The sequence below is a fragment of the Paenibacillus sp. FSL M7-0420 genome (genome assembly GCF_038002345.1).
Classification (GTDB): domain Bacteria; phylum Bacillota; class Bacilli; order Paenibacillales; family Paenibacillaceae; genus Paenibacillus_AQ.
Window position 1 is genome coordinate 756923 of record NZ_JBBOCJ010000001.1, and the last position, 25395, is coordinate 782317.

Below are 25395 nucleotides of genomic sequence, written 5' to 3' on the forward strand. Positions count from 1 at the left end.
AGGGGCAGGTTGCCATGAAGTACGCCGAGGCAGACGCTGGAGCACCGGTAATTACCGAAGTTGTATCCAGAGTGGAGGACCGGTTCTGTACGCTGCGCTGGCGCTGGCCGGACGGTGTACAGGCGGTATATATTCATAAGGCCTCTGCGGAGGCACCGGACAGTCATGAGCATCCGCCTCCGGGCATGAAGCTCTATACGCGTGAAGAGTACAAAGCGAATAACGGGTACCGGGACCGGCTGGACGAGATCGGGATGGTGGCTTATACCATTTACGTGCGGCTTAGCGGGAATGGGGAGACGCTGCTGGTCCGCCAGCAGGATGGCGGTAACCGGGTGCTTGTCAGCGCGGGCAAAGCGAGGATCTACTACGCGGTCCAGCACAAAAAAGGGTTATTCAGCAAGCTGAAAACCGTGCAGATGACGATTACTGCCGAGGTGCCGGTGCCGAAGGAAGTGCTCTGCTACGTCAAAAAGCGGGATGCGCATCCATCCTCCAAGGAGGACGGTGCAAGGTTCCCGTTCGTCCAGGACTTCGCTCCCGGGCGCAACCAGCTCCCGCCGATTGAGGTCGGCAAGGACGACTTTATCCGTATTTTTTTCACCGATGGGCCTAAATACGGGGCGTATTATGAGCTGGTACCCGAGTGAGCGGGAGCAGCATACCGGGTGCTGACACACCCTGAGGAGGATGAGAGATGTCTTTTTTTAGCCGTTTCATGAAGAAGAATCAGCCTGCAGCGAGGCCGCTGTATTACGATATTGTCTGCCCGTTCTGCTTCACGCGCTTTGAGCCGGAGGAAGTGGTGTTCCGGGCCATGCACAGCCGTGAGGATGATGAGAATTATGCGCTCGGTGAGGATGATCTGCTGAATAAATACCGGGAGCGCTTCGGCCTCGATACGGTGGATGATATGGAGGCGGTTCTGCATCCGGCGGATATCCCGGAGGAGTACCATCATTATACAGACAACGTGTTGACCGGGCTCACCGACCGCTATGGGGTGATGACCCGCAGACGGCTCTGTCCGTCCTGCCATAACGAGCTGCCTGTAACGGCCGGCAAGGTGCCTAGCAATATTATCTCGATTATCGGGGCTTCCCAGGTCGGGAAGTCTGTCTATATGACCTCGCTGATCCATACGCTCCAGCATACAACGGCAGGGCATTTCGACGCAGCCTGTATGCCGCTGAATGCCGAGATCAGCCGCAAATTCCGCACCCTGTATGAGGAGCCGCTGTTCGAGCGGGGGGATCTGCTGGCGTCTACCCAGAAGGAGAAGATGCAGGAGCCGTTTATTTTCCAGTTCGTGTTCAAGGATGAGTCCAAGCCCCCGCTGACGCTGGTGTTCTTCGATGTGGCCGGTGAAGGAATGGTCGATCAGGATTATCTGGGCCTGCACGGCCAGCATATCAAGAACTCCGCAGGGATTCTGTTCATGGTCGATCCGCTGCAGATCCGTTCGGTCCGGGAGAAGATCCGCATTAACTTCGGTGACCGTCCGGGGGAGTGGGTATCGCAGTATGATGAGCCGCGTGATGTGGTGCTGACCATGTTCGGTGATTTCATCGCCTATCAGGAGAAGAGCAAGACCGAGATTCCGACCGCAGTCGTCCTGGCCAAAAGCGATATGCTCCACTCCCTCAAGGATGAGGATGGCGACTATATCAAGTCGAACAGCAATGTGTTCAACAACTATGTGCACCGCAAAACGCTGAACCTGGACGAGTTCCACAACATCGACGGTGAAATCCGGCGCTTCATTGAGAAGGTGGACCGTCCGTTCAAGGATACGATGGATGTGTATTTTGCGAATACCGGGTACTTCGCCGTGTCTGCGCTGGGCAGCAATCCGGTCAATCAGAAGGTGGAAGGCGTAGTCAGCCCGATCCGGGTGGATGAGCCGTTCATCTGGCTGCTGCACAAGCTGAATTATATTGAGGGGAGCGACGGGCCGTGAACAGATTGTCAGGGTCCATGATCACCCAGCAGATGTATACCCGCGAGCGCCGTGGCGTATACCGGTCTACAGAGGGCTTCGATACGGTAGCGAAATCGGAGAGTCTCGACAATAATTTTGTCAAAAAAATTCTGCATCCCTTCTGCCTCTACGATGCCCCGGCTGAGCTTACGGCACGCGGCGAGAAGGATGAGGAGCTGTATCCTGCTGCGCTGCATCTGTTCCATACGGAGAGCAACGAGACAGTGATTGGAGAGAGCCGGTATCTGGCGGCGGATTTCACGGGGCAGCGGAGCGCTTTTTTTGCCCATAATTTCGTGGTGCCGCCTATCCGCTCCGAAGAGATTGTCGAGGGGTACGGGGACTGGCTGCATGCGGGGTTTGCCCGGAGCTATGAAGGGGAGCCTGGCGGGACACTGCCTGAACTGGATTCGATTCCCGTGGCAACCCGTCCGCTGGACGAGCCGTCAGACCCGCGCAGCGTGCTGTCCGGTCTAGGCTTCACAGAAGATCTGTTCAAAGCCCTGCTGCAGGCGGTGATGCTGTCCGTAGCCGGGAAGAAGAAAATCTATGTAGCGCTGGATGTGCCGATCAGTGAGTTGTCGCAGCGTGCGGCCCGGCTGACGGAGGTCATCTTCGCTGCGCTGCCGTATGACTTCCGCCGCAGGCTGGGAGTGATCACGTATGCCAAGGAGCCGCAGAGCCGCAAATATATTCACCTGACCTTCGTGGAGAAGGGCTCTCTGCGTCCGGGTGACCGGAATATCGAGAAGGATTATATCTTCGATCTGGCAGGCGCAAGGTTCCTGAATACCGACTTCGGCGAGTCGCGGCAGATCTATGCCGATTTGGCCTGGAAGACGCTGGTGGAGAAGGGCGCAAGCCTCCGTGATTTCGCTAAATTTGCCGACAGCCTGCTGCTCGGGGAGAGTGCGGACCGCAAGCTGTCGCTGGCGCTCTACAATGAGCTGGCGGTCTTTTATGAAATTGAGCAAGGCAACGAAGCCTTATATACAGATAACAAGAACGCTATACTTGGCGGCCTGCTGTCTTATCTGAAGCCGGAGGGGAAGCTGGACTCGCGGGTACGGCTGAATGATATGTTCCTGGAGCGGTTCGACCGCGAATATGATCTGATCCGCAAGAAGGGGATTCCGTCAACGGAGATCCTGGAACAGTTCAAGGCGTATTACGCGCTGCCGGGCCATAATTACCGGGTGAAGATCGTCGATTACTTCATCAACGGGATGCTGAACTGCCAGTCCGGGGGCCGGGAGGATGTGCTGGCGGCGGCTTACGGGATTATTGAGAGCGATGCGGAGCTTAGTGAGGCGTTCTTCAAAAAAGTGCTGTCCCAATCTCTCTTCCGCAGAGCGCTGTTCGAGCCTTATCTGGAATCCCGGCTGGCGGCCGCTGCCGGAACGGCGGATATCCTCCGCCTCGTGGGCCACTTTGGCCGGAGTCTTCCGGAGGTGCTTCAGCAGGCAGCGGTACGGGATACCTTCAAGGAATATCTGCTGGAGAAGCTGCAGCGGGAATCTGATCCGGTAGCGGCGGTAACGGCTGTTCATGAAGCGGTCCAGCAGGCGGAGAAGCAGCGCCGCAGAGGCGGCGTATACCCGGAGGCCTTGTCCGTTATGGAGGAGCTCGGCACGGTTGCCGACCGCTTCCTGCTGAACCGGCTCTCGCTGGACGAGCTGACGATGGAGCAGCTGCTGGAGATCTCGTTCCTGCGTTACCGGGATACGGCAGACTGGCAGCCGCCGCTCGATGCGATTGCGAAGCGCAAAGCGAATGCGCTGCGTGCAGCCTACCGCTGGTTCGGGGAGGAGTCGCCGGACGAGGAGATTTTTGCCGGACTGACGCCGCGTGAGCTGGACGATGTACAGCTGCTCGGCGCGCGGTGGCTGAAGGAAGCGCGGAGTCTTGAGCCGTTCGACCGGCTGCCGCTGGCCTTCTATCACAGCAGTGAACGTGAAGGCGGGCCGCTGGATTATGATGCGCTGCTGGATCTGGTGGTCCGCAAGGCGGGCAATGACAAGGAGACGGTGTACCGGTTCCTGGATTGGTCGCAGCATAGCTGGCTGTTCGCAAGCTCTGGCAAGAAGCTGTGGCCGAATTACAAGCGGGCCGTGCTGAGATACTTCCTGAAGAGCGACCGCGAGGCATTCAAGAACCGTGAATTCCGCAAAACCCATCTCGACACAGCAACGCCTGCCATGCAGACTGTCTACAATGAAGCCCGCGCCCAGCTGGCTTCGCCGCTGGCGCGGTGGGTCAGCCGCAGCCGATTTCAAATCCTGATCTCAGGGAGCATCCTCGGGATCATTCTGATTGCGGCGGTTATCCTGCTGAGTCAGCTTGGGGGACGCGGCAAGGATACAGCCGCGCCGGTGGCCAGCCCCAGCCCGCTTCCGGCAGTGACCGGAGGGGCCGCTGTAGCGGCCCCGGTCTCTGTCCGGCTTATCGGCGGTGATGCAGGAACCGGCGGGGATAGTGGCGGAGATGCAGGAACTGGTGGGAATAATGGCGGTGATGCAGGGACCGGCGGGAACAGTGGCGGAGATGCGGGAAGCGGAGGAGCAGGCAAGAGCAACAGCAGTAAGCTGGTGTTCAGCTTCACTGATGCGGCGGAATGCTCCGCCTTCAAGCCGGAGCGGATCAAGGTGGAGTCCGCCAGCGGCGTTACGGACTACGAGGTTAAGGCAACGGTTAGCAGTTGCCAGGTTGAAGCAGGCGCCGGAGTAGACGGCGGTGCGAAGAGTGAGGCAGGAGCCGGAGTGGACGGCGGTGCGAAGAGTGAAGCAGGCGCCGGAGTAGACGGCGATGCGGACAGTGAAGCCACCGCCCCTCCAGCGGCGGCGGGGACTCCTCCGTCACGCGTATACGAGGTGACGGTGGAGCTTTCAGCAGGCGCGAAGCTGGCGGCAGGTGATATGATCACCGCCGGAGGCTACTCGCTGAAGCTGGCGGCAGATCCGGGCAGCGCCCCGGAGGCCACAGCCACAGTCGCGCCTAGTGCGGAACCATCTGCTTCCGCAAGCCCGGAAGCAGACACGGATGCAGAATAAAGCAGCGGCAACAAGCTGGCTGTTTACATTTTTTAACTAGTGCGATCGGGTAACATTACCTTCAGAGATAGGTGTACTCTGTACAACTAAAAACAGTGAAAAGAAGGGCAGACCTATCCTAACTGTATTCCATACAACTAAATTTGCCCGAATGGGCGAAAAGCCGGATACAGAAGCATTTTAGGTGCACGAAATACAGCTAAAAGTACATTTGGCGGTAAATCAGACGATTTAGTTGTACAGATTGCATTTAAGCATACAGTGTGCACCTTCGTCGGGGAACGGCAGACCCTCAGCAAGCGAAGGAGTTAAATTAAAGACTGATTAGTTTAAACCTGATGATCGGCTAGCGGCTCATCCTACTTTACCTTAGCGTAGTGCATTTATTAGTGCTCCGGCAGGCTGGAATATGTGAAATGTAGCAGATAGTATGCTGACGTCCGTAAGTAGCTAATCTATCGCACTTTGTACACTAGAATCAGGCATATTGGAGCTTATATGGCGTTCTGTTGTATTCGGTACATTAGATTTTGGAAATTCGGCCCGGCGGAGGGTTCTTTGCCACAATCGATTGTATGAAATGCAGCAGAATGCGTTATCGGCCGCTTTTACACCAATTCTAATGTACATAATACAATCGCCTGCTGCCGCTGTCTCCGCTAGTACCGCCAACGTCTTAATTAACCAGCAGAAGAACGACTCCATAGTCCTGAATAGTACGATGTGCCGGGGTAGCGGGCATGTGCTGTTCAGGATTTTTTGGTGCGGGCTGGCCTTGGGGTGGCTGTGGCTGTAATAGAAATAGCTGGTCTATAGACATACAGGGGAATAGTAGCTATGATTGTTTCAGAATATTAAAAATTTAATAAGCTTTGGGAAAAGGTGCGGATGTCTAAGAGGCCGTACGCTGTTGCCAGCAGATGCTGGCAGGGCTATGTCTAATAGAGGAATCTGCTTAAAAGGGAAGTCCGGTGCAAGTCCGGCGCGGTCCCGCCACTGTAAGTACGGAGCAACTCCTGAGGAGCCACTGTCTGTTAATGGGATGGGAAGGCGGGGGAAGCGGTGAAGTATGAGCCAGGAGACCTGCCTTTTTCGTTGTTGTTTCTATTCTTCGGGGGTAAGAATGTGGAAGCAGATGCTGATATTGGCGAGGGCTGTATATGCTGTATTGTATGTAATGCGGGAGAGCAATCGGCTCCTTCAGCTGCCCTGTATTGTATTCTTCCCCGGCCGCCCTGCACAGGGCGGTCTTTAGGTTGCCGCTCTATTTGCGTAAGGAAGCAGGATTCATCCATTCTATTTCAGGAAAGAGGTTAGTTATGAAGAACCACTCTCTATCATCCAGATTCACACGGCTGGGACTAGCTGTCATTATGCTGTTCGCACTGCTGGGAGCAGCCGTAGCCCCGGCAGGACAAGTTGCTGCTGCACAGGCAGGCGTGACTTCCGCACCCGCGGTATCCGCTCTGCCCGCAAGTGAAGCAGCCAGCGTAACCGCTGCGGTCTATGCTACTGCGGAGTTCATGCTGAAGAACGGAGTCCAGTCGGATTGGCAGGCGATTGGCCTTGCGCAAGCGGGCTACAAGGTTCCAGCCGGCTATCTGAAGGCGCTTGAGGGCAAGGTGGCTGAGGCTAAGGGTGTTTTTGCCAGAGCTACGGACTATGCCCGGATCACGCTGGCTGTTAAGGCACTGGGCGGCGACCCGGCGAATGTGGCAGGCTATAACCTGATCGAGAAGCTGTACCATAACGATAAAATTACGGGCCAGACGCTGAATAATCCGGTCTATGCACTGCTGGCTCTGGATTCCGGCAGCTATACGATCCCGGCCAATGCAAAATGGACGCCGTCGAAGCTGCTGGCAGAGATTCTGGCGAAGCAGAACCCGGACGGCGGCTTCACCCTGACCACGGGTGCGAGTGATCCGGATATGACAGCGATGGTGCTGAACGCACTGGCTGGACACAAGCAGGAAGCGGCAGTGAATGCTGCTGGTCAGCGGGCGGCAGCCTGGCTGGCTAAGGCACAGGATAAGAACGGCGGATATGGCGACAGCAGCGAGAGTGTAGCTCAGGCCATCATCGGTCTGTCTGCCTTCGGCATTGATCCTGCAGGAGCAGATTACACGAAGGGTAACATCAATCTGGTCAGCAAGCTGCTGAGCTTCAGCGCAGAGGGCGGCGGCTTCGCCCACACTGCAGGCGGCAGCTCCAATCCGCTCTCTACAGAGCAGGCGCTGGAGGCTTTGGTAGCGTACAAGCTGTTTGGAACAGGCGGTAAGCTCTTTGACTTTAGCGGCACACCAGTGAAGAATCCTCAGGTAAGTGTCTCCGTTACTGTTGAGGGTCCAAATGGAACCTTGGCTGAAGGCAGCGTATACGCTGGAAATGTGCTTACGGCACTGGACAAGACAGCAGCAGCCAAGCGCCTGGCCCTGGTCAATGAAGCAGGCAATTATGTGACGGGGATCGGCGGCGTGACTGCGGGTACTTTTGGCGGATATGATGGCTGGATGTATGTAGTCGCACGCGGCGGAGTATGGATCTATCCAAGTGTAGGCATGGGCGACTTCGCACTGGAGGAGAATGACCGCATTGTGGTCTACTATGGCGGGGACAACACGCAGGTGGTTGATGCCGTAACCGTGACTCCCGCACAGCCGCAGCCTGGACAAGATCTGAAGGTGCAGGTAACCCAGAAACAATGGGTCTGGAATGAGGCGACCTTCACCTCCGATCCGGTAACCTCACCGGCAGCAGGCGTACAGGTAACCATTGGCGGTAAAACAGCAGTTACAGATGCTGCGGGCGTGGCTGCTATCGCCGGAGGACTGCCAGCGAATAAATATACCCTGACGGTTACGGGATATCTGAAGGATAAAACCCCAGCCATCGTCCGTCATACGGTCCCGGTAACGGTGGCTTCTGCTGCGGCGGACCGTCCGGCTTTTGCCGATGTGAAGTCGATCTCGCCTTGGGCGCTGGAGTCGGTATACACGGCGTATGACCGCAAGCTGATGAACGGTGTGAGTGAGAGCCGTCTGCTGTTTGCACCGAAAAAGAATATTACCCGTGCTGAATTTGCAGCGCTGCTGCTGCGGTTAACCGGGAACGAGCCGTCTGCGGCGTCTTCCGCTGGGGCCTTCAGTGATGTTAAGGCCGGTACATGGTATTATGGAACAGTGAACCGGGCGAAGGAGCTAGGAATCATCAGCGGTGTGACGGCCAAGACGTTTAAGCCGGACGGGCTGGTTACGCGCCAGGATATGGCTGTGATGATGGTTAGAGCTTTTAAGCTGGATTCGGCATCAGCTGGAGCAGGCGCAGGGGCTGGTAAATTCAGCGACGAAGATAAGATTAGCGACTATGCATTGTCCGCTGTCCGTACGGTGACGGGACTTGGATATATGAGCGGCACCGGCGGCGCATTCGAGCCTTCCGCTGTTGTAACCCGTGAGATGGCTGCTGCTGTGGCGGTTAGATTGCCTTAGTTCTTAGTAAGAGCAGGGAGCAGACTGTATTGCAAGCTGGTACTGCACGTTGGAGTTGCACCTGGAGCCGACGATAAGTGGAAAAATGACATCTAATTTGGCCGGATTTGCTGTAGAGCGGGAGCTAGTTGGATAAACGACACTTATTCAGGCTTGAAGCTGCAGAAGGATGAGGTATGGGCAGAATTAGATGCCGGAAATCCAACTAAATTCTTTACAGGTGCGTAATCTGGATTATTAAGAGTAGAAAATCCAACTAACGCACTCATGCCGATGAGCCGATGAGCCGTATAGGGTTGCCGAAGCGCTGAAGGCTCGTTGGTTCGTTAGACGGACGGAGTAGCTTGGAATTCGTTTGGATATGTGTTGAAAAGTAAGCATAAGGTGTATGAAGGAACGGGGAACAGGCTGACTGCCCCCGTTCTTTTCCCTTTTTGTGGAGGTGTGCAGGTAATGTTCAATTTAGTCAAAAGAGGCCGGGGAAGGCTGGCTCCGCTGCTTCTCCTGCTGATGGTATTGCTGCTCCCCGGCTGCTCCTCTGCGCAGCCGGATCAGGCAGGCGGCGTCACGCAGCCGCCCGCCGGTACCCCGGCCGCGCAGACGCCGCGGCCTGGAGACGAAGCGGCTCCGCTGCCGGGAGCCGCTGAGGGCACTGCCGTACCTTCCGCCCCTGCGGAAGGTACGGCAGCTCCGGCGTCGCCAGCCGCAGCGGCGACGCAGCCTTCGGCGGGCGCAAGCGAGCCCGCCAAGCCCCCGGTGTCGCCAGGCGCAGCGGCGACGCAGCCTTCGGCGGGCGCAAGCGAGCCCGCCACGTCCCCGGCGTCGCCAGCCGCAGCGGCGACGCAGCCTTCGGCGGGCGCGAGCGAGCCCGCCAAGCCGGCGGCCACCCCCAAGCCGCCGACCCCCAAGCCCGCGCCAGCGGCCACGGCTAAGCCGCCAGCCGCTACGCGCTCTCCGGCCGCCACGCCCAAGCCGGACAATGTGGTCACCCTCTCCATCACCGGAGATGAGGAGCATGGCGTGATTCTGGCCGCTGCCCAGTATGAGATCAAGAAGGGCGAGAGTGTGCTGGACCTACTGAAGCGGATTACGCGGGAGCAGAAGATCCAGATGGAATATCAGGGCCGCGCAACATTTGCTTACGTGGAAGGTATAGATAATTTGTACGAGAATGATCACGGGTCAGAGAGCGGCTGGATGTACAAGGTCAATGGAGAATTTCCGTCCAAGGCTGCGGGCAGCTGGATCGTGGAGCCCGGGGATACCATCGAGTGGCTGTATACGCTTGATCTAGGCAAAGACCTGGGGGCCAAAGCGCCATGAGCAGCGGCTTTCGTTCCATGCATCCGGTCGTAGCCCTGTTGTATTATGCGGGGCTGCTGCTGTTCGCTTTGCTGGTCTTCCATCCGTTATTTCTGGCTACAGAGATAGCCGGACTGCTGGCGCTGCTGCTGTTGCAGGGACAAGGGCGTCAGCTGTTGCGCAGCTTGCCTTTTATGCTGCTGATGGCAGCTTCCGTGGCCTTGCTGAACCCGCTGTTCTCACATCGGGGGGCGCGCATTCTGTTCTACTGGCTGGATCAGCCTATTACACTGGAAGCTGTACTGTACGGACTGATGATGATGACTATGCTGCTTACTATTTTTATCTGGTTTATATCCTATAATTACACGGTGACTACAGATAAATTCATGTATCTGTTCGCGGCGGCTGCGCCTAGAACGGCGCTGCTGACGCTGATGGCGATCCGGTTCGTGCCGCTGTTCCAGCGGCGGCTGCGCCAGATTACACTGATCCAGCGTCTGCGCGGAATAGATACCGGTACGGGAAGCCTTAAGAAAAGAATGACGGACGGAATGACGCTGCTCAAAGTGCTGCTGACCTGGTCGCTGGAGGAAGCACTCCAGACAGGAGATTCCATGACAGCCCGCGGCTACGGCAGCACCAAACGCAGCACTTACACGATATACAAGGCCGATTTACAGGATAAGCTGGTGATGCTGCTGTTAACCGTTAGCGGTGTGGTTACGCTGCTGTTCTGGGTGCAGGGCTACGGCAAGCTGGAGATCTATCCCCGGATGAGACCAGCGGACTTCGGCTGGCAGGAGGCCGTCATGTACGGAAGCTTCTGCCTGTTCGTGCTGATTCCTGCGGGACTGGAAGGAAAGGAGAAATGGTTATGGAGATCCTCAAAGCACAGCAATTATCCTTCCGATACCCTGAAGAACACAGGGACACGCTCCATGAGCTATCGTTCGTCATAGAAGAGGGTGAATTTGTCGTGCTCTGCGGCCCGTCCGGCAGCGGCAAAACCACCCTGCTGCGCCATCTGAAGCGGGAGCTCGCCCCGGTGGGTTCATCCAGCGGAACCTTGACCTACAAAGGGCAGCCTCTGTCCGGGCTTCCGGCAGCGGTAGCCGCCGGGGAGATCGGGATGGTCTTCCAGAACCCGGATGCACAGATTGTGATGGATACGGTCTGGCATGAGCTGGCCTTCTCCATGGAGAACCTGGGGCTGCCGCCTGCTGTCATGCGGACCCGGCTGGCGGAGATCTGCGGCTTGTTCGGGCTGGAGCCGCTGCTCTACCGTCCGGTACATGAGCTGTCAGGCGGACAAAAGCAGCTCATGAACCTGGCCTCAGTGCTGCTGCTTCAGCCGAAGGTGCTGCTGCTGGATGAGCCAACCTCCCAGCTTGATCCTGTTGCTGCGCGGGAATTCATTATGGCGCTGCAGCGGCTGAACGAGGAAATGGCGGTCACAGTGATCATCAGCGAGCACAGGCTGGAGGAGGTGCTGCCGCTGGCCGATCGGGTGCTGATGCTGGAAGACGGCAAGCTGCTGGCCGATGCCGCCCCCCGCCTGTTCGCCCGGCAGACCGGCAGCGGAGCCTTGACCTCGGCTGGGCGCTACCTGCCAGCCGCCACACGCCTGTACTTGCCGCTCGCACCGGGAGCGGATTCGGCTGCGCCGGAGAATATTCCGCTGACCGTGCGTGAAGGCAGACGCTGGATACATTCTCTGATGACAGGAACGGAGGCTGGCGCTGAACTGGTTAATAACTTGAATAGGGAGGCAGGGATGACTCCCCTCGTTTCCCGCATACAATCTGTTCCAGAGGGGGATACACCTCCACCCCCCGCCGGAGTATCCGTGAAATCCCCGTCAGAGGAACTCCAAGCTGCCTTCGCCAAGACTCTGCTAACCTGCCGCGAAGTGACCTTCCGGTATGAGAAGGAGGGCCGGGAGGTCCTGAGGAAGCTCTCGCTGACGCTTAAGCAGGGGGAGCTCCTGGCCGTCATGGGCGGAAACGGTGCGGGCAAGTCCACTCTGCTGCATGTGCTGAACGGGCTGATGAAGCCGCAGCGCGGCAAGATAGAGCTGGCCAAGGGCATGACTACAGGTCTGCTGACGCAGAATCCGCTGCTCTATTTCAGCTATGATACGGTAGCCGAGGAGCTGCAGCATATGGGCAGCTACGCCGGGTTATCGCCTGAAGCAGCAGCAAGCGAGATTGAGGCTTTGCTGGCGGTATTTCAGCTCCGGGAGGTGCTGCAGAGTCATCCGCATGACCTCAGCGGCGGGCAGCAGCAGCAGACCGCGCTTGCCATGATGCTGCTCATGAAACCGGATATCCTGCTGCTGGATGAGCCGACTAAGGGGCTTGATCCGGCCGCCAAAGACAGGCTGGCCGCCCTGCTTCAGCAATTGCGCGGGCAGGGGATCAGCATTCTCATCGTAACGCATGATGTAGAATTCGCGGCTAAGCATGCTTCGCGCTGCGCACTCCTGTTTGACGGGGGAATTACGGCAGAGGGCACACCGGCTGAGTTCTTCAGCAGCAATTACTTCTATACCACGGCAGTCAACCGGATAGTGCGGGACTGGCTGCCGCAGGCATTGACCATAGAGGATGTGATTCGCGCATGGCCCGCTTCCGCATTCCGCTGCTAATTGCCCTGGGACTCTTCACCGCCGGGCTTGCTCTTACCGCAGCATTCACTGACCGGCATTATGTGCTGCTTAGCGTGGTGCTGCTGCTGGCTGCTCTCCTGCCGCTGTTCATCCGTCTGGAGCGCCGGCCGCGCAAGTCCCGTGAACTCGTGCTGCTGGCTGTGTTGTCCGCTATTGCAGCGGTCAGCCGGATTCCTTTTGCTGCGTTGCCGGGGGTAAAGCCTGTGTCGGCCGTTGTCATCCTCTCCGCTTATGTCTTCGGGGCAGAGGCGGGCTTCGTCATCGGAGCAGTCGCTGCCCTGGTCTCTAATATTTACTTCGGGCAGGGGCCCTGGACGCCATGGCAGATGTTTGCCTGGGGTATGACCGGACTTACAGCCGGGTGGCTGCGCAGGAGCTGGCTGTTGAGCCGGCGGGCCGGGCTGCTGGTTTTTGGCTTCATCTGGGGGTTCCTGTTCGGCTGGATTATGAATATCTGGGTCCTTCTCAGTCTGCCGGATGCCTTAAGCTGGCGGCTGGTTGCCGTTACGTTTGCCGCAAGCTTTTACTTCGATCTGGCCCATGCCTTGTCGAATGTATTCTTCTTAGCGGTGCTGGCCGGAGGCTGGACCAAGGTGCTGCAGAGATTCCGCAAGAAATATGGCTTGCTTCAAGAGTGAATGGAATTATAATTAAGGGATATCGCTCTGTTAAAATGATATTTTTCTCCTTTATTCGACAAATTTCTTAGCAGGGCCATCAACAATTCGATGTTATTCTCCGATAATTAAGGTTACAGCTAGATATCGAGAAGGCGGGATAACAGGAAATGAGACATCTGAAGATTAAGCATAAAATGATTGTACTGATCGCAGTGGTTATCCTGCTGCTGATCGGGATCGGAACAACGGGTATCCTGACGACAACCAGAATGGCTGAGAGGTCTGAAGAGACATACAGGCAGAATCTGCAGCCGATTTATTTCGTAACGGAGATCCGCGGGAATAACCGGGCGATTGAGTCTTTTCTGCTGGAGGATCTGATTACCACGGATGACGCGAAGAAGCAGGAGCTGAAGGCGAGAATTCAGGAGAATATCCAGACGAATAATGAGCTGATGGCCGAACTGAGGAAGATTGAATTCAACAATGACAAGATTGCAGCTTATGTGAACGAATATACCCTGCTGCTGCCGGATTACCGCTCACAGCGTGATAATATTATCCATCTGGCCGATAACGACCTTAACGATGAAGGATATCAGGTGTACACGGGCCGGACCTTTAATGAGCTGCGTGACAAAATGGTCCGGCTGCTTGAAGAGACAGCGACGTTATTCATTCAGGATGCGTCTGCCCATAATACACGGACGGCTGACAGTGCCAAGAGCTCTGTTGCGTTAAGCAGCATTCTGATTGCGCTAGCCTTGCTGCTCAGTATTGTCCTGAGTGTGATCATCACCAGATTGATTACGAGACCGCTGAAGGAATTGCAGGGGCTGATGAAGCGTGCGGAAGAAGGGGATCTGACGGCCTCTGCCGCTTACCGGTCCAAGGATGAGATCGGCCAGATTAATACATCGTTCAATACCATGCTGGACGGGTTGAAAAATATGATGCGCGGCGTCTCGGAGAGCGCCGAGATTCTCTCGGCCTCCTCCCAGCAGATGAGCGCCAGTGCCGACCAGACCGCGCACGCCTCACAGATGATTGCTGAGACCTCAGGCGAGATCGCAGCCGGATTCGATGTGCAGGCGGAGAGCATTACCCTGACTACGCAGTCTGTGCGGACGATGTCCTATGAGATTGCCGAAGCCCGGTATAGCGGACAAGAAATGACCCGCCTGATGGAGCAGGCTGCCTCCTCCACGGAACGCGGTGTAGACGCAGTAGAGCAGATTCTGGCCCAGATGCGGGAGATTGACTCCAGTGTCTCGGCGAGCCGCCAGATTGTCGGCAACCTGGGCAGCCTGTCCGAAGAGATTAACACCATTATTACAACCATTAATGAGATTGCGACCCAGACCAATCTGTTGTCCCTGAATGCTTCCATCGAAGCCGCCCGGGCGGGCGAGCATGGCCGTGGCTTCGCTGTAGTTGCCGGTGAGATCCGCAAGCTGGCGGAAGCTACCGGAACAAGCTCGCTGCAGATTACAGAGATCATTAACCATATCCGTCAGCAGACCGCAAGTGCCGTAGAATCGATGGAGCAGGGCTCCGGGATTGTCTCTCACGGTGTAGCGCAGAGTGAGGTGGTATCCGAAGCCTTTACGGCGATCCAGACCTCCATTCAGGCTGCCAGTGAGCAGACAGAGCAGATTACAGAGGTCATCGGCCATGTCGCGCAGGAATCGGAGGAAGTGGCCAAATCCATGTCGACGGTGAATGAAATCTCGCGCAAAGGCGCCGCAGACGTTCAGGGCACCAGCGAAGCAAGCCTGGAGCAGCTGACTGCGATGGGAGAGATGTCCTCCTCTGCGCAGTATCTGGCTACCCTGGCCGAGGACCTGCAGAAGCATCTGGCCCGGTTCCGGCTGTAACGGTATAATAGACATCAGCCCGGCCCGATTCGGCCGAGGAACCCTGGAGATTCCCGGGCATCTTCGGCGGAGCCGGGCTTTTGAACGTATTAGTATTAACCCCAAGGAGGCGGTCTCTATAATGAACACCCGAACATGGAAGCTGGTGATAGTTCCAGCCTTGTTAATGACACTTGCAGCATGTAGCTCGAATCAGGCCAGTGCTCCGGCGGTTAGCCCCAGTCCACAGCCAACAGCGGCTCCTGTAGAAGCTTCTGCCCAGCCTACGGAAGGGCCAAAGGTTACACCGGCACCTGCTGAAGCTGCTGGGGTAACGGTAGGGGAAAGTAAACAGTATGAGAAAATAGCAATTTCCGACTGGAAGGACGATAGAACCGTTGTCGTGTCCAAGCAGAACGATAAGCTGGGGCCGATCAGCTCGGGAGAGCTGAAGGGTTCCTATCCGCAGAGCCTGTATTTCTTCCATCTGGATACCGGCGAATACGAATTGATTACAGAGAAGGCGAACATGATGCTGGGGGATGCCAAGCTGTCCGCCGATCAGTTGTTTCTGCTCTATAGTGAATTCTCCCTGGGTGATCCAGTCTACAATGTAATGGACCTGGGGTCCAAGAAGACGTTCACCATTAAGGGCGATACCATTGCCGGAGCAATGGGGGCCGATTGGGCGGATAAGGATACAGTAGTGGGTCCTGCATACAGCGGCGGTGCTTACACAGCGACGGCTACCTCAATGAAGATCGCCCCGGTGGAGGGACTAGGCGGGGAAGGTCTGATTGTTGTAAGACAAATCAAGGATAAGATCTATTACACCAGTAATTCGAAGGACTCCCTGCATAGCTTGGACCTGAATACTAAGGCGAAGGCTGACTTGAATATTCCCGGTACCAGCAGCGTAATCCCTTCACCTGACGAAGAACAAATGCTGATCCTGCAATATAAGGAGACGACCCAGTCGCTGCTGCTCAGCGGCACAGACGGTAAGAATCCGCGGACCCTGGTGGAAGGCACCGAGCTTGGGGCCGTCTCCTGGTCCCCGGATCAGCGGCTGATTGCCTATAGTGTAGCTCTTGAGGAGAATGGTACAACGAATCATGCCTTATATGTCTACGATCTGACTTCTGACAAGTCCGTCCAGATTGCGGAGAGCAATGGAACGATGACCACCTCATGGAGCCCCTCGGGCAAGCAGCTTGCGTATACGGAGCGGGATGACAGCGGGAGCAGCAGCAGTATAGTTCAGTTGAAGTATTAATCAAAAAAAGCGGTCCGTACCGGTAAATCTACCGGATACGGACCGCTTTTTTTATAGATTGCTAGAAGGAGCATAACGCTCCTTTGCTTCTTACATACTAAGCATACCAGCCCCATACGAAGATGAACAGGGTGCCGAAGATGGTGACCAGAGCCACGAACATGGCGTATGCGATGTTGATATACAGTTCTTTTTTGGAATCGGCCGATTCTCCGATGTGCATGAACACAAACAGCTGCAAGGAGGCCTGGATCAGCGCTGTAACCAGCAGCACCACCATATTGGCACTGGAGGACAGGTCTCCGTAAATTACAATCAGTGCAGCGGCAGAGAGGACCAGAGAGGCTACATAACCCATCACATGCTTAATTGGGAATAGTTGCTTCATCATGTCACATCAGTCCTTTCAGGTAGACGAAGCTGAAGATAAAGATCCAGACCACGTCTAAGAAGTGCCAGAACAAGGAGAAGATGAACGTTTTGTTGGCGGTAGCGGGCGTAATGCCGCGCTTCCACAGCTGAATCATAATGCCAATTCCCCACAGCAGACCGAAGCTGACGTGAAGACCATGCGTTCCCAGCAGTATGAACAGACTGGAGAGGAAGCCGCTGGTCTGTAGGGTAGCTCCTTCATGTACATAAGTGAAGAACTCGTCGATTTCGATACCGACAAAAGCCAGACCCATCACCAGCGTAATCGCCATGAAGACCATCATGGCTTTCTTGTAGCCATGCCGCATGGCATGGACAGCCAGACCGATGGTGAAGGAGCTCGACAGCAGGAGGAAGGTCTCCATCAGCACCGGGCCGATCTCGAACAGCTCGCTGCCGCTCGGTCCGCTGGCATAGCGGTTAACCATTACGAAATATACAGTGAACAGCGTAGCGAAGAGAGGGATCTCGGCTCCGAGAAAGACCCAGAAGCCGAAGATCTTGTTACTGTTCTCTTCCGTTGAATATTCGAGCGGCTTGGACGCATCTATTTTCATACAGTCTCACCCCGCATCAGTTTCTTTTCTGTAGCTGCAATCTCTTCTACAGGAATGTAGTAGCCCTGGTCCTTATCGAAGGACATGAAGGCCAGTACGACCAGAATTCCAATCCCTGAGACGATCGCCGGAATCCACATGCTGAAGACCAGGAAGAAGCCTAGGAAGAAGAAGACTACACCCAATATGAACGGTTTGCCGGTATTGCTTGGCATATGAATCTTGGTGTATTTAGTGTCTGTATACAATGGAATATTCTCATGCTTCGCAGACCATAGAGCATCGCGCGTCTCAACCTTAGGCACAACCGCAAAGTTGTAGAGCGGGATCGGGCTGTGTGTCGCCCATTCGAGCGTCCGGCCATCCCAAGGGTCGTTGGTCGTATCTCTCGGCATGTAGCGTGTACTCCAGTAGATATTGTAGACCAGGATCACGAAGCCGATGGCGAGCCCGACAGCCCCGACGAAGCTCAGCATATTGAGCGGACCGAAGCCTGATTCCTCAGAGTACGTATACATACGCCGCGTCATTCCCATGAGACCCAGGAAGAACAGCGGGAAGAAGGTTACGTTAAAGGAAATGATGATCCACCAGAAGGCATGCTTGCCCAGCCGTTCGTTCAGGCGGAAGCCGAACACTTTAGGGAACCAATAGTGGAACCCGGCGATGACGGCAAATACGGCACCCGGAATCAGCACGTAGTGGAAATGCGCCACCAGGAACATCGTATTGTGATACTGGTAATCGGCGCTGGCCATTGCCAGCATGACGCCCGTTACCCCGCCGATCGTAAAGATCGGGATAAAGGCGAGCGTATAGAGCATCGGTGTCGTGAAGGTAATCCTGCCCTTTCGCAGGGTGAATAGCCAGTTGAATATTTTGACCCCGGTTGGGACCGCTATGGCCATCGTTGTAATAGAGAAGAAGCTGTTGACCATGGCCCCTTGACCCATCGTATAGAAATGGTGCGCCCATACAAGGAAGGACAGGAGCGAGATGATCAGCATACTGAATACCATGGAGGTATAGCCGTACAGGTTCTTCTTCGAGAAGGTGGCGATAATCTCACTGTATATCCCGAAGGCCGGCAGTATAACGATATAGACCTCCGGATGTCCCCAGACCCAGAACAGGTTGGCCCAGAGCATATCCATCCCGCCGTTGGCCATCGTGAAGAACTGGGAGCCGAAGAGGCGGTCGAACATCATCATCGCCAGCGCTACGGTAAGAACCGGGAAGGCGAAGACAATGATAACGTTGGTGATGAGTACGGACCAGGTGAACATCGGCATCTTCATCAGCGTCATGCCTGGTGCGCGCATTTTGAGAATCGTTACGATAAAGTTAACCCCGGTGATCAGCGTACCAATACCGGATATTTGCAGGGCCAGAGAGTAGTAGTTGTTCCCTACGGTCGGGCTGAATTCAAGACTCGCCAGCGGGAAGTAGGCTGACCAGCCCGCATCCGGCGAGCCGCCGATGACGAAGGAAATGTTCAGCAGCATGGCGCCCATGAAGAAGAGCCAGAAGCTGACGGCGTTCAGCCGCGGGAAGGCAACGTCCCGTGCGCCGATCTGCAGCGGAATGATTACGTTCATCAGACCGATGATAAAAGGCATGGCCATGAAGAGAATCATGATCAGACCATGGGTGGTGAAGACCTCATTGTAATGCTGCGCATCGAGGAATTTCATTTCCGGCGCAGCCGTCTGCAGACGCATCATCATCGCATCTACACCGCCGCGGAACAGCATCAGCAGCGCCGCGAGGATGTACATGATCCCGATTTTTTTGTGGTCAACCGTGGTCAGCCATTCGCGCCACAGATAGCCCCATTTCTTGAAATAGGTAAGCCCTACGAGAATCCCGATGGTTGCCAGTGCAATACTGATCATGGCCCCGTATATCAAGGGTTCGCCGTGAACCTTAAATTTGTCCAAATCCATTAGGGTAGCTCCTTTCAGTGTGTTGCATTAAGCTCTTCAGAGAGCTAGTGTCCTTCATGTGTGCTTTCATCCACAGGGGAGCTTGGCAGCGGCTGATCGACTTCCGGATCAGGCTTGCTGTCGAATTCCGTTCCGCTGGACGGCTCGGGAGACGGATGAATTTCCTTGTTATCCTGATGCTCCGGATTGCCGTTGTCCATATCCATCTCTTTGCCGCCGCCGCTCATATGATCTCCGTGATTTCCCGGAGGAGGGCTGAACTCCAGATGGGTGGAGGAATACGTTTTGCGTCCGAGGTAATCCGTGGCCAGCAGGCCTTTGAATTCTTCCTCAGTCAGCTTAGGTGCGGTTTCCTTCACTTCCTTCACCCAGTCCTCGTAACCCTTGTTACTAAGTACAAGCGCTTCGAATTCCATGTGGGCGAAGCCTTTACCGCTGAAGTTAGCATTCTTTCCGATATAAGAGCCTTCCGTATCAGCGGAGAGATGAAGCGTTGTCAGCATGTCGCTCATGGCGTACTTTTGACCGGCAAGCTGTGGAATCCAGAGACTGGTAATGGTGCCGAACGAGTACATTCTGAATTCTACCGCACGATGCACCGGCATATTCACGTAGTTCACCGTCTCGATCCCTTCCTCAGGGTAGCTGAAATGCCATTTCCAGTTGGAAGAGGAAGCATAGATGACCAGCGGAGTCTGATCTTGATAGTCCGCAGCCACATTCTCCACTTCGTTAGTCGTCTTGACGGTAACAACGGACAAGAAGGCTACGATAATGATCGGGATAATGATCCAGATGGCCTCAAGTACCACATTGCCTTCTTCATGTTTAGGAATGTAGCCCTCATTACTCTTCTTCGCACGATATTTTACCAGTACAAAGATATACAGAATGTAGACAACAGCCAGAACCCCGAGCATAACAAGAATAGAGAGCACAATGGTGTCAGATAACGTCCTTGCAGACGGCCCCTTCGGGTTCAGAACAGCGATTGAGCTGCATCCCGGCAGGAGAAGGATCAGGCTTAGAAACAAAGCGTATAACGGTCCCTTTTTTTTCATATAGAACTCCTTCCTTCAATACTACTTTTCATTCGCCGTTCATTAACGGGAGTACATTGATCTGTATCTATAGTAAGAACTACTTACCCATAATGCAAAATACATATTTTGTATAAATATATAAAATAGACCTTAAAAATGGCGAACAAGTTAAATATGTGTGATCAAATTGTTACAACTCCCTAAGGGTATGATAAAGATCACTGTAGTGGCGCACTTTAGCTAATTTTAAGGTTGTTCAATTTTTGTTCAAAATTCCGATATTGTTATTAATTTTGTCACAATTATTCTGTGCCAAAAACCGCTGTTTTAACCGTGCAACGCCTGCTGTGACAGCATTCGACGAGAATTGCGTGCTTTCTGAAAATAATGGCGAACCCTCATTTATGATTGCATAAGAGTAACAATTTCTTAGCTTGCGGTTACAATCTCTCAAATTACGTTGAAAGTATATATGATAAAGTGATAGACAAATATACATAGATTGGAGACTGCTGCTGTGCGCATCAAGAAAATTCTGCTTTTATTCATGTCTTTATTCCTAATTATGGGGCTTGTGCAGGTCCCGGCTGACGCTAAAGGTGATAGCACTATTCTTAAACTCGGAGTCAACGATAAATTAAGCAAGGTTGAAGCTGTATCCGTAAAAGGCACCTATTATGTACCGCTGCGCGCGCTTGCGGATGAGCTGAAATGGACCCTTACCGGACTGACGGACAGGATTCACGTAGCCGGCGGGACAGGTTCGCTGACCCTGCTGAGCAAGGACGGAGGTGCGGTGCTGAAGGATGGGACTGCCGTGCCTATGAGCACTTTCGTACAGGACGGCAAACTCATGGCTCCGCTGAAGCTCAGCGGGTACCTCGGGTATAGCATTTCCTATGCGGGAGATAAATATTTACTTCGTGTGAAGGACGGCTCGGCGCAGCTTACCGATGCAGCCTTCACCGATAAATATGCTGCAGAGCTGAAGCCTAAGGCTCCAGTGGCTCCGGTAACTCCAGTCACTCCGGTTCAGCCCACGGAGCCGGGCAAGCCTGGCCGGACCGTCTATCTGACCTTTGACGACGGCCCGTCAGCCACGACTGGCGACCTGCTGGACATCCTGCGTAAATATGACGTACAGGCAACCTTCTTCATGCTGGGGAACAATATGAATCAGCACCCCGCTCAAGTGAAGCGGACTGCGAAGGAAGGCCATGGCTTAGCGCTGCATGGCGTGACCCATCGCCAGGAGAAGTTCTATGCTTCCCCGGCAGCGGCGCTTGCCGAGATGTCAGGTGCCAATGCGACGCTGAAGAAGCTGACGGGAACCAGCACCACCTTGATCCGTACGCCTTACGGAAGTAAGCCCTATTTCACCAAGTCCTTCAGGGATAAAGTCCTGACGCAGGGCTATCATCTCTGGGACTGGAACGTGGATTCCTATGACTGGAAATACAAACAGAACAGCGACAGAATCTATAACACCGTGATGGATCAGGTGAACAAGCTGAAGGCGTCCAAGACCAATCCGGTGATTCTGATGCATGACCAGAAGGCTACACTCAAGGTGCTGCCGCGTATTCTGGAGAAGCTGAAGAAGGAAGGCTATACCTTCAAGCTCATTACGAAGGATATGGAGCCGCTCAATTTCTGGAAGGATAAACGCTGATTACTGCTTATAGCAACAGCAAAGAGCAAGCCCGGGAGACAATCTGTTCCTGCAGGCTTGCTCTTTTTTTGCGCCGAAACTAGACAAAGTAAAAGTTAATGATTGACATCAACCTTCAACTGTATTAATAATAGTAGTACAGTTAATACACTATGATACAGCAGCCGGAGTATCAGATGAAAGGAGGACTGTCATGTTCGAGTTGGATGTACGCAGCCGCAAGCCGATCTATGAGCAGCTGACCGACAAGGTGAAGGAGATGATTATGCATGGTATTCTGCGGGCGGATGAACAGCTGCCTTCGGTGCGGGCGTTATCCTCGCAGCTTACCGTGAATCCCAATACGATACAGAAGGCCTATAGGGAACTGGAGCGTGAGGGGTATATCTATTCACTGCAGGGCAAGGGCAACTTCGTAGCCGAGTTGCAGCAGGGCCAGAGTGAGAGCAAACGGGCAGAGCTGAAGGAGGAGTTGCTGCGGCTGATGGCAGAAGCAGTCTACCTTGGGTTCACGGAGACAGAGATCAGTTCCTTGTACCGCCAGGTGCTGGATATGAGAAGAGAGGAGAGCAGCCATGATTGAGATACGCGGTGTGAGCAAGATTTTTCAGGAGGAAAAGGCTGTGAACGGCCTTTCGCTGACGGTACCCAAAGGGGCCATCTACGGATTGCTGGGATCGAACGGAGCAGGCAAAACCACGCTTCTTAAGATGCTTGCAGGCATCTATCGCCCGGATACAGGAAGTGTCAAGGTAGGCGGGCAGCCCGTCTATGAATCACCTGAGGTGAAGCGCAGTCTGTTCTTCATGCCGGACAGCCCGTATTTCTTCCCGCAGGCCACAATGAAGAGTATGGCGGAATTCTACCGCTCAATCTATACACAGTGGAGCCAAAAAAGGTATGAGGAGCTGGTTACAGTGTTCCGGCTCGATCCCCGGCGCAGGCTCAGCCGCTTCTCCAAGGGGATGCAGCGGCAGGCCGCCTTCCTGCTGGCGCTTAGCTGCAAGCCGGATGCGCTGATTATGGACGAGCCGATCGACGGCCTGGACCCGGTGATGCGCCGCCAGATCAAGAATCTGCTGTTCCAGGAAGTCGCTGAACGCGAGCTTACCGTGCTGATCTCCTCGCATAATCTGCGGGAGATTGAGGATCTGTGCGACCATGTCGGCATTATGCATGAGGGAAGGATGCTTGTGGAGAAGGATCTGGATGATCTGAAGGCCGACACGCACAAGATTCAGGTCGCTTTCCGTGACGTACGTCATGCGGCGGCGCTGGAATCCAAGCTGCAGATCCTCCATCAGGAGCAGCGGGGAAGCGTCAGCCTATACATTGTAAAAGGGGAGCGGGAACGCATCAGCCAAGCTTTTCATGTCTATGACCCGTATGTGTATGACCAGCTTCCGCTGACGCTGGAGGAAATCTTTATCTATGAAATGGGGGATGCCGGTTATGACGCGCAGCCGATTATTCTGTAACAGCAGCATTATCCGCCAGAACCTGCACCAGTATGGCTGGATCGGAATTTTGTATACACTGGCACTCTTATTCATACTCCCGCTGCAACTGTTCATTAACGGCGACCGGCTTAAGGAGCCTATCGTAATAGACGGACTGTTCAACCTTGGCATGGACATTGCGGCAATCCTGATTCCTTTTCCGATTATTGCCGGATTGTTCCTCTCACGTTATATACAGTCCCGGAGGTCCTCCGACCTGATGCACAGCCTTCCGCTGCGCCGCTCGCATCTGCTGGCTTCCCATGCGCTAAGCGGTCTGCTCCTCCTGCTCCCGCCGGTGTGGATTACGGCTGTGGTTATCGCTCTGGTCCGCCCCTTGAAGGGCAATATGTACATCTTCCATGGAGCGGAGATTTGGGTATGGTGCCTGACCGTCAGTGTGCTGACGCTGTTCCTGTATGCGTTCACCCTCTTTGTTGGCATTTGCACAGGGCAGAGTATTCTACAGGGAATTGTAGTCTTTATTCTTCTGATGCTTCCGTCTGTACTTCTGGAGATCATCAATATGCATTTCAACAGATTTCTTTACGGATACGCGGATTGGTTCGGCCTGTCAGCTGTGGAGAAGAACGTATGGTCTCCGCCCCTGCGTATAACCAATCTGACGACAGATCCTTTAAGTGGAGCAGAGATATGGAGTTATGCGTTTCTGTCTGCTGTGTTCCTGGCGTTGTCCTTCCTGCTGTACCGTAAGCGTCAGAGTGAACAAGCCGGACACGCCATGGCTTTTACCTATTTCAATCCGTTGTTCAAAGCCGGAGTGATGCTCTGCACTATGCTGGTGGCCAGCAGCTACTTCGGCAGCATCAGCCGGCAGCCCGGCTGGATCATCGGCTGGGTCTTGGCCGGAGGGCTGATCGGATATATCACAGTGGAGATGGTGCTGCGCAAAACCTGGCAGATCCTAACCCGTAGACTGCCGCTTGAATTCGCGCTGTACAGCGTGCTGCTGGGCCTGCTTATCTACATTCCTATCTCCGGCCTGACGGGTTATGAGAGCCGGGTTCCGCAGGCTGATAAGGTTGCCGGGGTATTTGCCGGAGACAACTACCAGGCACTAATGCGAAGCCTGGAAGGCGAGACTGCCCCGGAGGCATGGAAGGAGGAGCTGTACTCCACTGACCCGAAATACATTGAAGCGGTAACTGAACTCCATCGTGCCGTGGTATCTGCAAAGCCTGATCAGAGAAAAGAACTGTGGAGTGAGTATCGTCAGACCCGGCATTTTATGCTGGTGTACCAACTGGAGAACGGACGGAAGCTTACGCGCAGTTACGTGATTCCGGTAGCGGGCTACGAACCGGAGCTGAAAGCGGTGATGGAGGATGCTTCATACAAGCGGGATCGTTATCTCCTCACCCGGATGAACGGGAATCTGGAGAGCTTCAGGCTGAATTACAGGAACAAGACCCTCAGTATTTCTGACCCGCAGGATGTAGAGGCGTTCACCGGAATTCTAAAGCGTGAGATCCTTAACAAATCCTTTGCGGATGAAATCTCTGATCAACGGGAGAAGGCAAGCATTCAATTAATCTATAAGCCGAAATCACCCGAGAGCGCCCTCTCCTATTCGTACAACTGGAACCGTTCCTACAAGGAAATGACCGCCTGGCTGGAGCAGAAGGGGTATGCGGATAAGCTGAAGATAACAGCGGAGGATGTTAAATCGGTTGAACTGTTCAAGGATATCCATCATAACGCAATCCCTCCAAGAGAGCTTTATAATGCCGAGGTCCGCCTGCAGCTTGCGCGCAGCGAACAGCGGACGGTGAAGATTACCGACAAGACGCTCATTGATGATATTCTGCTGCACCAGCGTAAATTTACCCGCCAAGAGGGTAGAACCGTAGTGCTGATCGAATACAAGAAGGGCAATGAAGAATTCAGTTCATTGGAAGAACAAGACATGGCCCCGGCGCTTAAGGCGCTTCTTCCCTAATTCACTGCACAGCCCCTGCCCATGGGATGATTCTCCGGG

Annotated in this window: 18 protein-coding genes and 1 riboswitch; of the genes, 14 read left to right on the forward strand and 4 right to left on the reverse strand. The window is 54.7% G+C overall.

What is annotated here, in order from left to right; translation table 11 throughout:
* Positions 1-14: 14 nt before the first annotated feature.
* From MKX51_RS03255 to MKX51_RS03300, 10 genes are all read left to right on the forward strand, one after another.
* A complete protein-coding gene (locus MKX51_RS03255) occupies positions 15-650 on the forward strand; it encodes a beta-mannanase (RefSeq protein WP_340991189.1) in 636 nt (211 codons plus the stop codon).
* A 47-nt stretch (positions 651-697) separates the two neighbouring features.
* Entirely contained in the window at positions 698-1960 is a 1263-nt protein-coding gene (locus MKX51_RS03260) for a hypothetical protein (protein ID WP_036731360.1), read from the forward strand.
* Positions 1957-5031: a GAP1-N2 domain-containing protein gene (locus tag MKX51_RS03265; RefSeq protein WP_340991190.1), complete on the forward strand. Its 3075-nt coding sequence runs from the start codon at positions 1957-1959 to the stop codon at positions 5029-5031. Before MKX51_RS03260 ends, MKX51_RS03265 begins: the two co-directional genes overlap by 4 nt.
* Before the next feature lie 912 nt (positions 5032-5943).
* Positions 5944-6136: riboswitch (cobalamin riboswitch) on the forward strand.
* 214 nt (positions 6137-6350) lie between these two features.
* Positions 6351-8522 carry an S-layer homology domain-containing protein gene (locus tag MKX51_RS03270; RefSeq protein ID WP_340991191.1) on the forward strand — a complete coding sequence of 724 codons (2172 nt, stop codon included), beginning with the start codon at positions 6351-6353 and terminating at the stop codon, positions 8520-8522.
* 453 nt (positions 8523-8975) lie between these two features.
* Positions 8976-9845: a DUF4430 domain-containing protein gene (locus MKX51_RS03275; protein WP_340991192.1), complete on the forward strand. Its 870-nt coding sequence runs from the start codon at positions 8976-8978 to the stop codon at positions 9843-9845.
* Positions 9842-10786: an energy-coupling factor transporter transmembrane component T gene (locus tag MKX51_RS03280; protein WP_340991193.1), complete on the forward strand. Its 945-nt coding sequence runs from the start codon at positions 9842-9844 to the stop codon at positions 10784-10786. The genes MKX51_RS03275 and MKX51_RS03280 overlap by 4 nt, the downstream gene beginning before the upstream one ends.
* Entirely contained in the window at positions 10702-12474 is a 1773-nt protein-coding gene (locus MKX51_RS03285) for an ABC transporter ATP-binding protein (RefSeq protein WP_340991194.1), read from the forward strand. Before MKX51_RS03280 ends, MKX51_RS03285 begins: the two co-directional genes overlap by 85 nt.
* Positions 12447-13133, forward strand: coding sequence for an ECF transporter S component (locus MKX51_RS03290; protein ID WP_340943926.1), 687 nt, complete (start codon positions 12447-12449; stop codon positions 13131-13133). The genes MKX51_RS03285 and MKX51_RS03290 overlap by 28 nt, the downstream gene beginning before the upstream one ends.
* Before the next feature lie 149 nt (positions 13134-13282).
* Positions 13283-14992, forward strand: coding sequence for a methyl-accepting chemotaxis protein (locus tag MKX51_RS03295; RefSeq protein ID WP_340991195.1), 1710 nt, complete (start codon positions 13283-13285; stop codon positions 14990-14992).
* A 121-nt stretch (positions 14993-15113) separates the two neighbouring features.
* Positions 15114-16247 carry a TolB family protein gene (locus tag MKX51_RS03300; protein WP_340991196.1) on the forward strand — a complete coding sequence of 378 codons (1134 nt, stop codon included), beginning with the start codon at positions 15114-15116 and terminating at the stop codon, positions 16245-16247.
* A 97-nt stretch (positions 16248-16344) separates the two neighbouring features.
* Here the strand turns inward: MKX51_RS03300 and qoxD are convergent, their stop codons facing one another.
* From qoxD to qoxA, 4 genes are read right to left on the reverse strand one after another with little or no spacing between them, the layout of a single operon-like run.
* Positions 16345-16638 (reverse strand): cytochrome aa3 quinol oxidase subunit IV, encoded by a 294-nt coding sequence (qoxD, locus tag MKX51_RS03305; protein ID WP_036731442.1) that lies wholly within the window; start codon positions 16636-16638, stop codon positions 16345-16347.
* Position 16639: 1 nt separating this feature from the next.
* Positions 16640-17236, reverse strand: coding sequence for a cytochrome aa3 quinol oxidase subunit III (qoxC, locus tag MKX51_RS03310; protein ID WP_036693560.1), 597 nt, complete (start codon positions 17234-17236; stop codon positions 16640-16642).
* The gene (qoxB, locus tag MKX51_RS03315; protein WP_340943919.1) at positions 17233-19182 is read right to left on the reverse strand and encodes a cytochrome aa3 quinol oxidase subunit I; all 1950 of its coding nucleotides are present in this window, start codon (positions 19180-19182) and stop codon (positions 17233-17235) included. The genes qoxC and qoxB overlap by 4 nt, the downstream gene beginning before the upstream one ends.
* Positions 19183-19226: 44 nt before the next feature.
* Positions 19227-20243, reverse strand: a complete 1017-nt coding sequence (gene qoxA, locus MKX51_RS03320; RefSeq protein WP_340943917.1) for a cytochrome aa3 quinol oxidase subunit II — start codon at positions 20241-20243, stop codon at positions 19227-19229.
* Positions 20244-20742: 499 nt separating this feature from the next.
* Between qoxA and MKX51_RS03325 the strand changes: the two genes are divergently transcribed.
* The 4 genes from MKX51_RS03325 (at position 20743) to MKX51_RS03340 (ending at position 25356) form a co-directional block, all read left to right on the forward strand.
* Entirely contained in the window at positions 20743-21897 is a 1155-nt protein-coding gene (locus tag MKX51_RS03325) for a polysaccharide deacetylase family protein (RefSeq protein ID WP_340991197.1), read from the forward strand.
* Positions 21898-22090: 193 nt separating this feature from the next.
* On the forward strand, positions 22091-22480 hold the full coding sequence (locus MKX51_RS03330; protein WP_340991198.1) for a GntR family transcriptional regulator: 390 nt from the start codon (positions 22091-22093) through the stop codon (positions 22478-22480).
* Positions 22473-23375 (forward strand): ABC transporter ATP-binding protein, encoded by a 903-nt coding sequence (locus tag MKX51_RS03335; protein ID WP_340991199.1) that lies wholly within the window; start codon positions 22473-22475, stop codon positions 23373-23375. Before MKX51_RS03330 ends, MKX51_RS03335 begins: the two co-directional genes overlap by 8 nt.
* Entirely contained in the window at positions 23329-25356 is a 2028-nt protein-coding gene (locus MKX51_RS03340; RefSeq protein ID WP_340991200.1) for a hypothetical protein, read from the forward strand. Before MKX51_RS03335 ends, MKX51_RS03340 begins: the two co-directional genes overlap by 47 nt.
* Positions 25357-25395: the final 39 nt, after the last annotated feature.

What these genes read in the sequence shown, in the direction of transcription:
- MKX51_RS03300 (WP_340991196.1), top strand. Translation starts at nt 15,114, where the DNA reads ATGAACACCCGAACATGGAAGCTGGTGATAGTTCCAGCCTTGTTAATG.
- MKX51_RS03330 (WP_340991198.1), top strand. Translation starts at nt 22,091, where the DNA reads ATGTTCGAGTTGGATGTACGCAGCCGCAAGCCGATCTATGAGCAGCTG.
- MKX51_RS03270 (WP_340991191.1), top strand. Translation starts at nt 6,351, where the DNA reads ATGAAGAACCACTCTCTATCATCCAGATTCACACGGCTGGGACTAGCT.
- MKX51_RS03255 (WP_340991189.1), top strand. Translation starts at nt 15, where the DNA reads ATGAAGTACGCCGAGGCAGACGCTGGAGCACCGGTAATTACCGAAGTT.
- MKX51_RS03275 (WP_340991192.1), top strand. Translation starts at nt 8,976, where the DNA reads ATGTTCAATTTAGTCAAAAGAGGCCGGGGAAGGCTGGCTCCGCTGCTT.
- MKX51_RS03260 (WP_036731360.1), top strand. Translation starts at nt 698, where the DNA reads ATGTCTTTTTTTAGCCGTTTCATGAAGAAGAATCAGCCTGCAGCGAGG.
- MKX51_RS03340 (WP_340991200.1), top strand. Translation starts at nt 23,329, where the DNA reads ATGAAATGGGGGATGCCGGTTATGACGCGCAGCCGATTATTCTGTAAC.
- qoxD (WP_036731442.1), bottom strand. Translation starts at nt 16,638, where the DNA reads ATGATGAAGCAACTATTCCCAATTAAGCATGTGATGGGTTATGTAGCC.
- MKX51_RS03295 (WP_340991195.1), top strand. Translation starts at nt 13,283, where the DNA reads ATGAGACATCTGAAGATTAAGCATAAAATGATTGTACTGATCGCAGTG.
- qoxA (WP_340943917.1), bottom strand. Translation starts at nt 20,243, where the DNA reads ATGAAAAAAAAGGGACCGTTATACGCTTTGTTTCTAAGCCTGATCCTT.
- MKX51_RS03285 (WP_340991194.1), top strand. Translation starts at nt 10,702, where the DNA reads ATGGAGATCCTCAAAGCACAGCAATTATCCTTCCGATACCCTGAAGAA.
- MKX51_RS03290 (WP_340943926.1), top strand. Translation starts at nt 12,447, where the DNA reads ATGGCCCGCTTCCGCATTCCGCTGCTAATTGCCCTGGGACTCTTCACC.
- qoxC (WP_036693560.1), bottom strand. Translation starts at nt 17,236, where the DNA reads ATGAAAATAGATGCGTCCAAGCCGCTCGAATATTCAACGGAAGAGAAC.
- MKX51_RS03280 (WP_340991193.1), top strand. Translation starts at nt 9,842, where the DNA reads ATGAGCAGCGGCTTTCGTTCCATGCATCCGGTCGTAGCCCTGTTGTAT.
- MKX51_RS03335 (WP_340991199.1), top strand. Translation starts at nt 22,473, where the DNA reads ATGATTGAGATACGCGGTGTGAGCAAGATTTTTCAGGAGGAAAAGGCT.
- qoxB (WP_340943919.1), bottom strand. Translation starts at nt 19,182, where the DNA reads ATGGATTTGGACAAATTTAAGGTTCACGGCGAACCCTTGATATACGGG.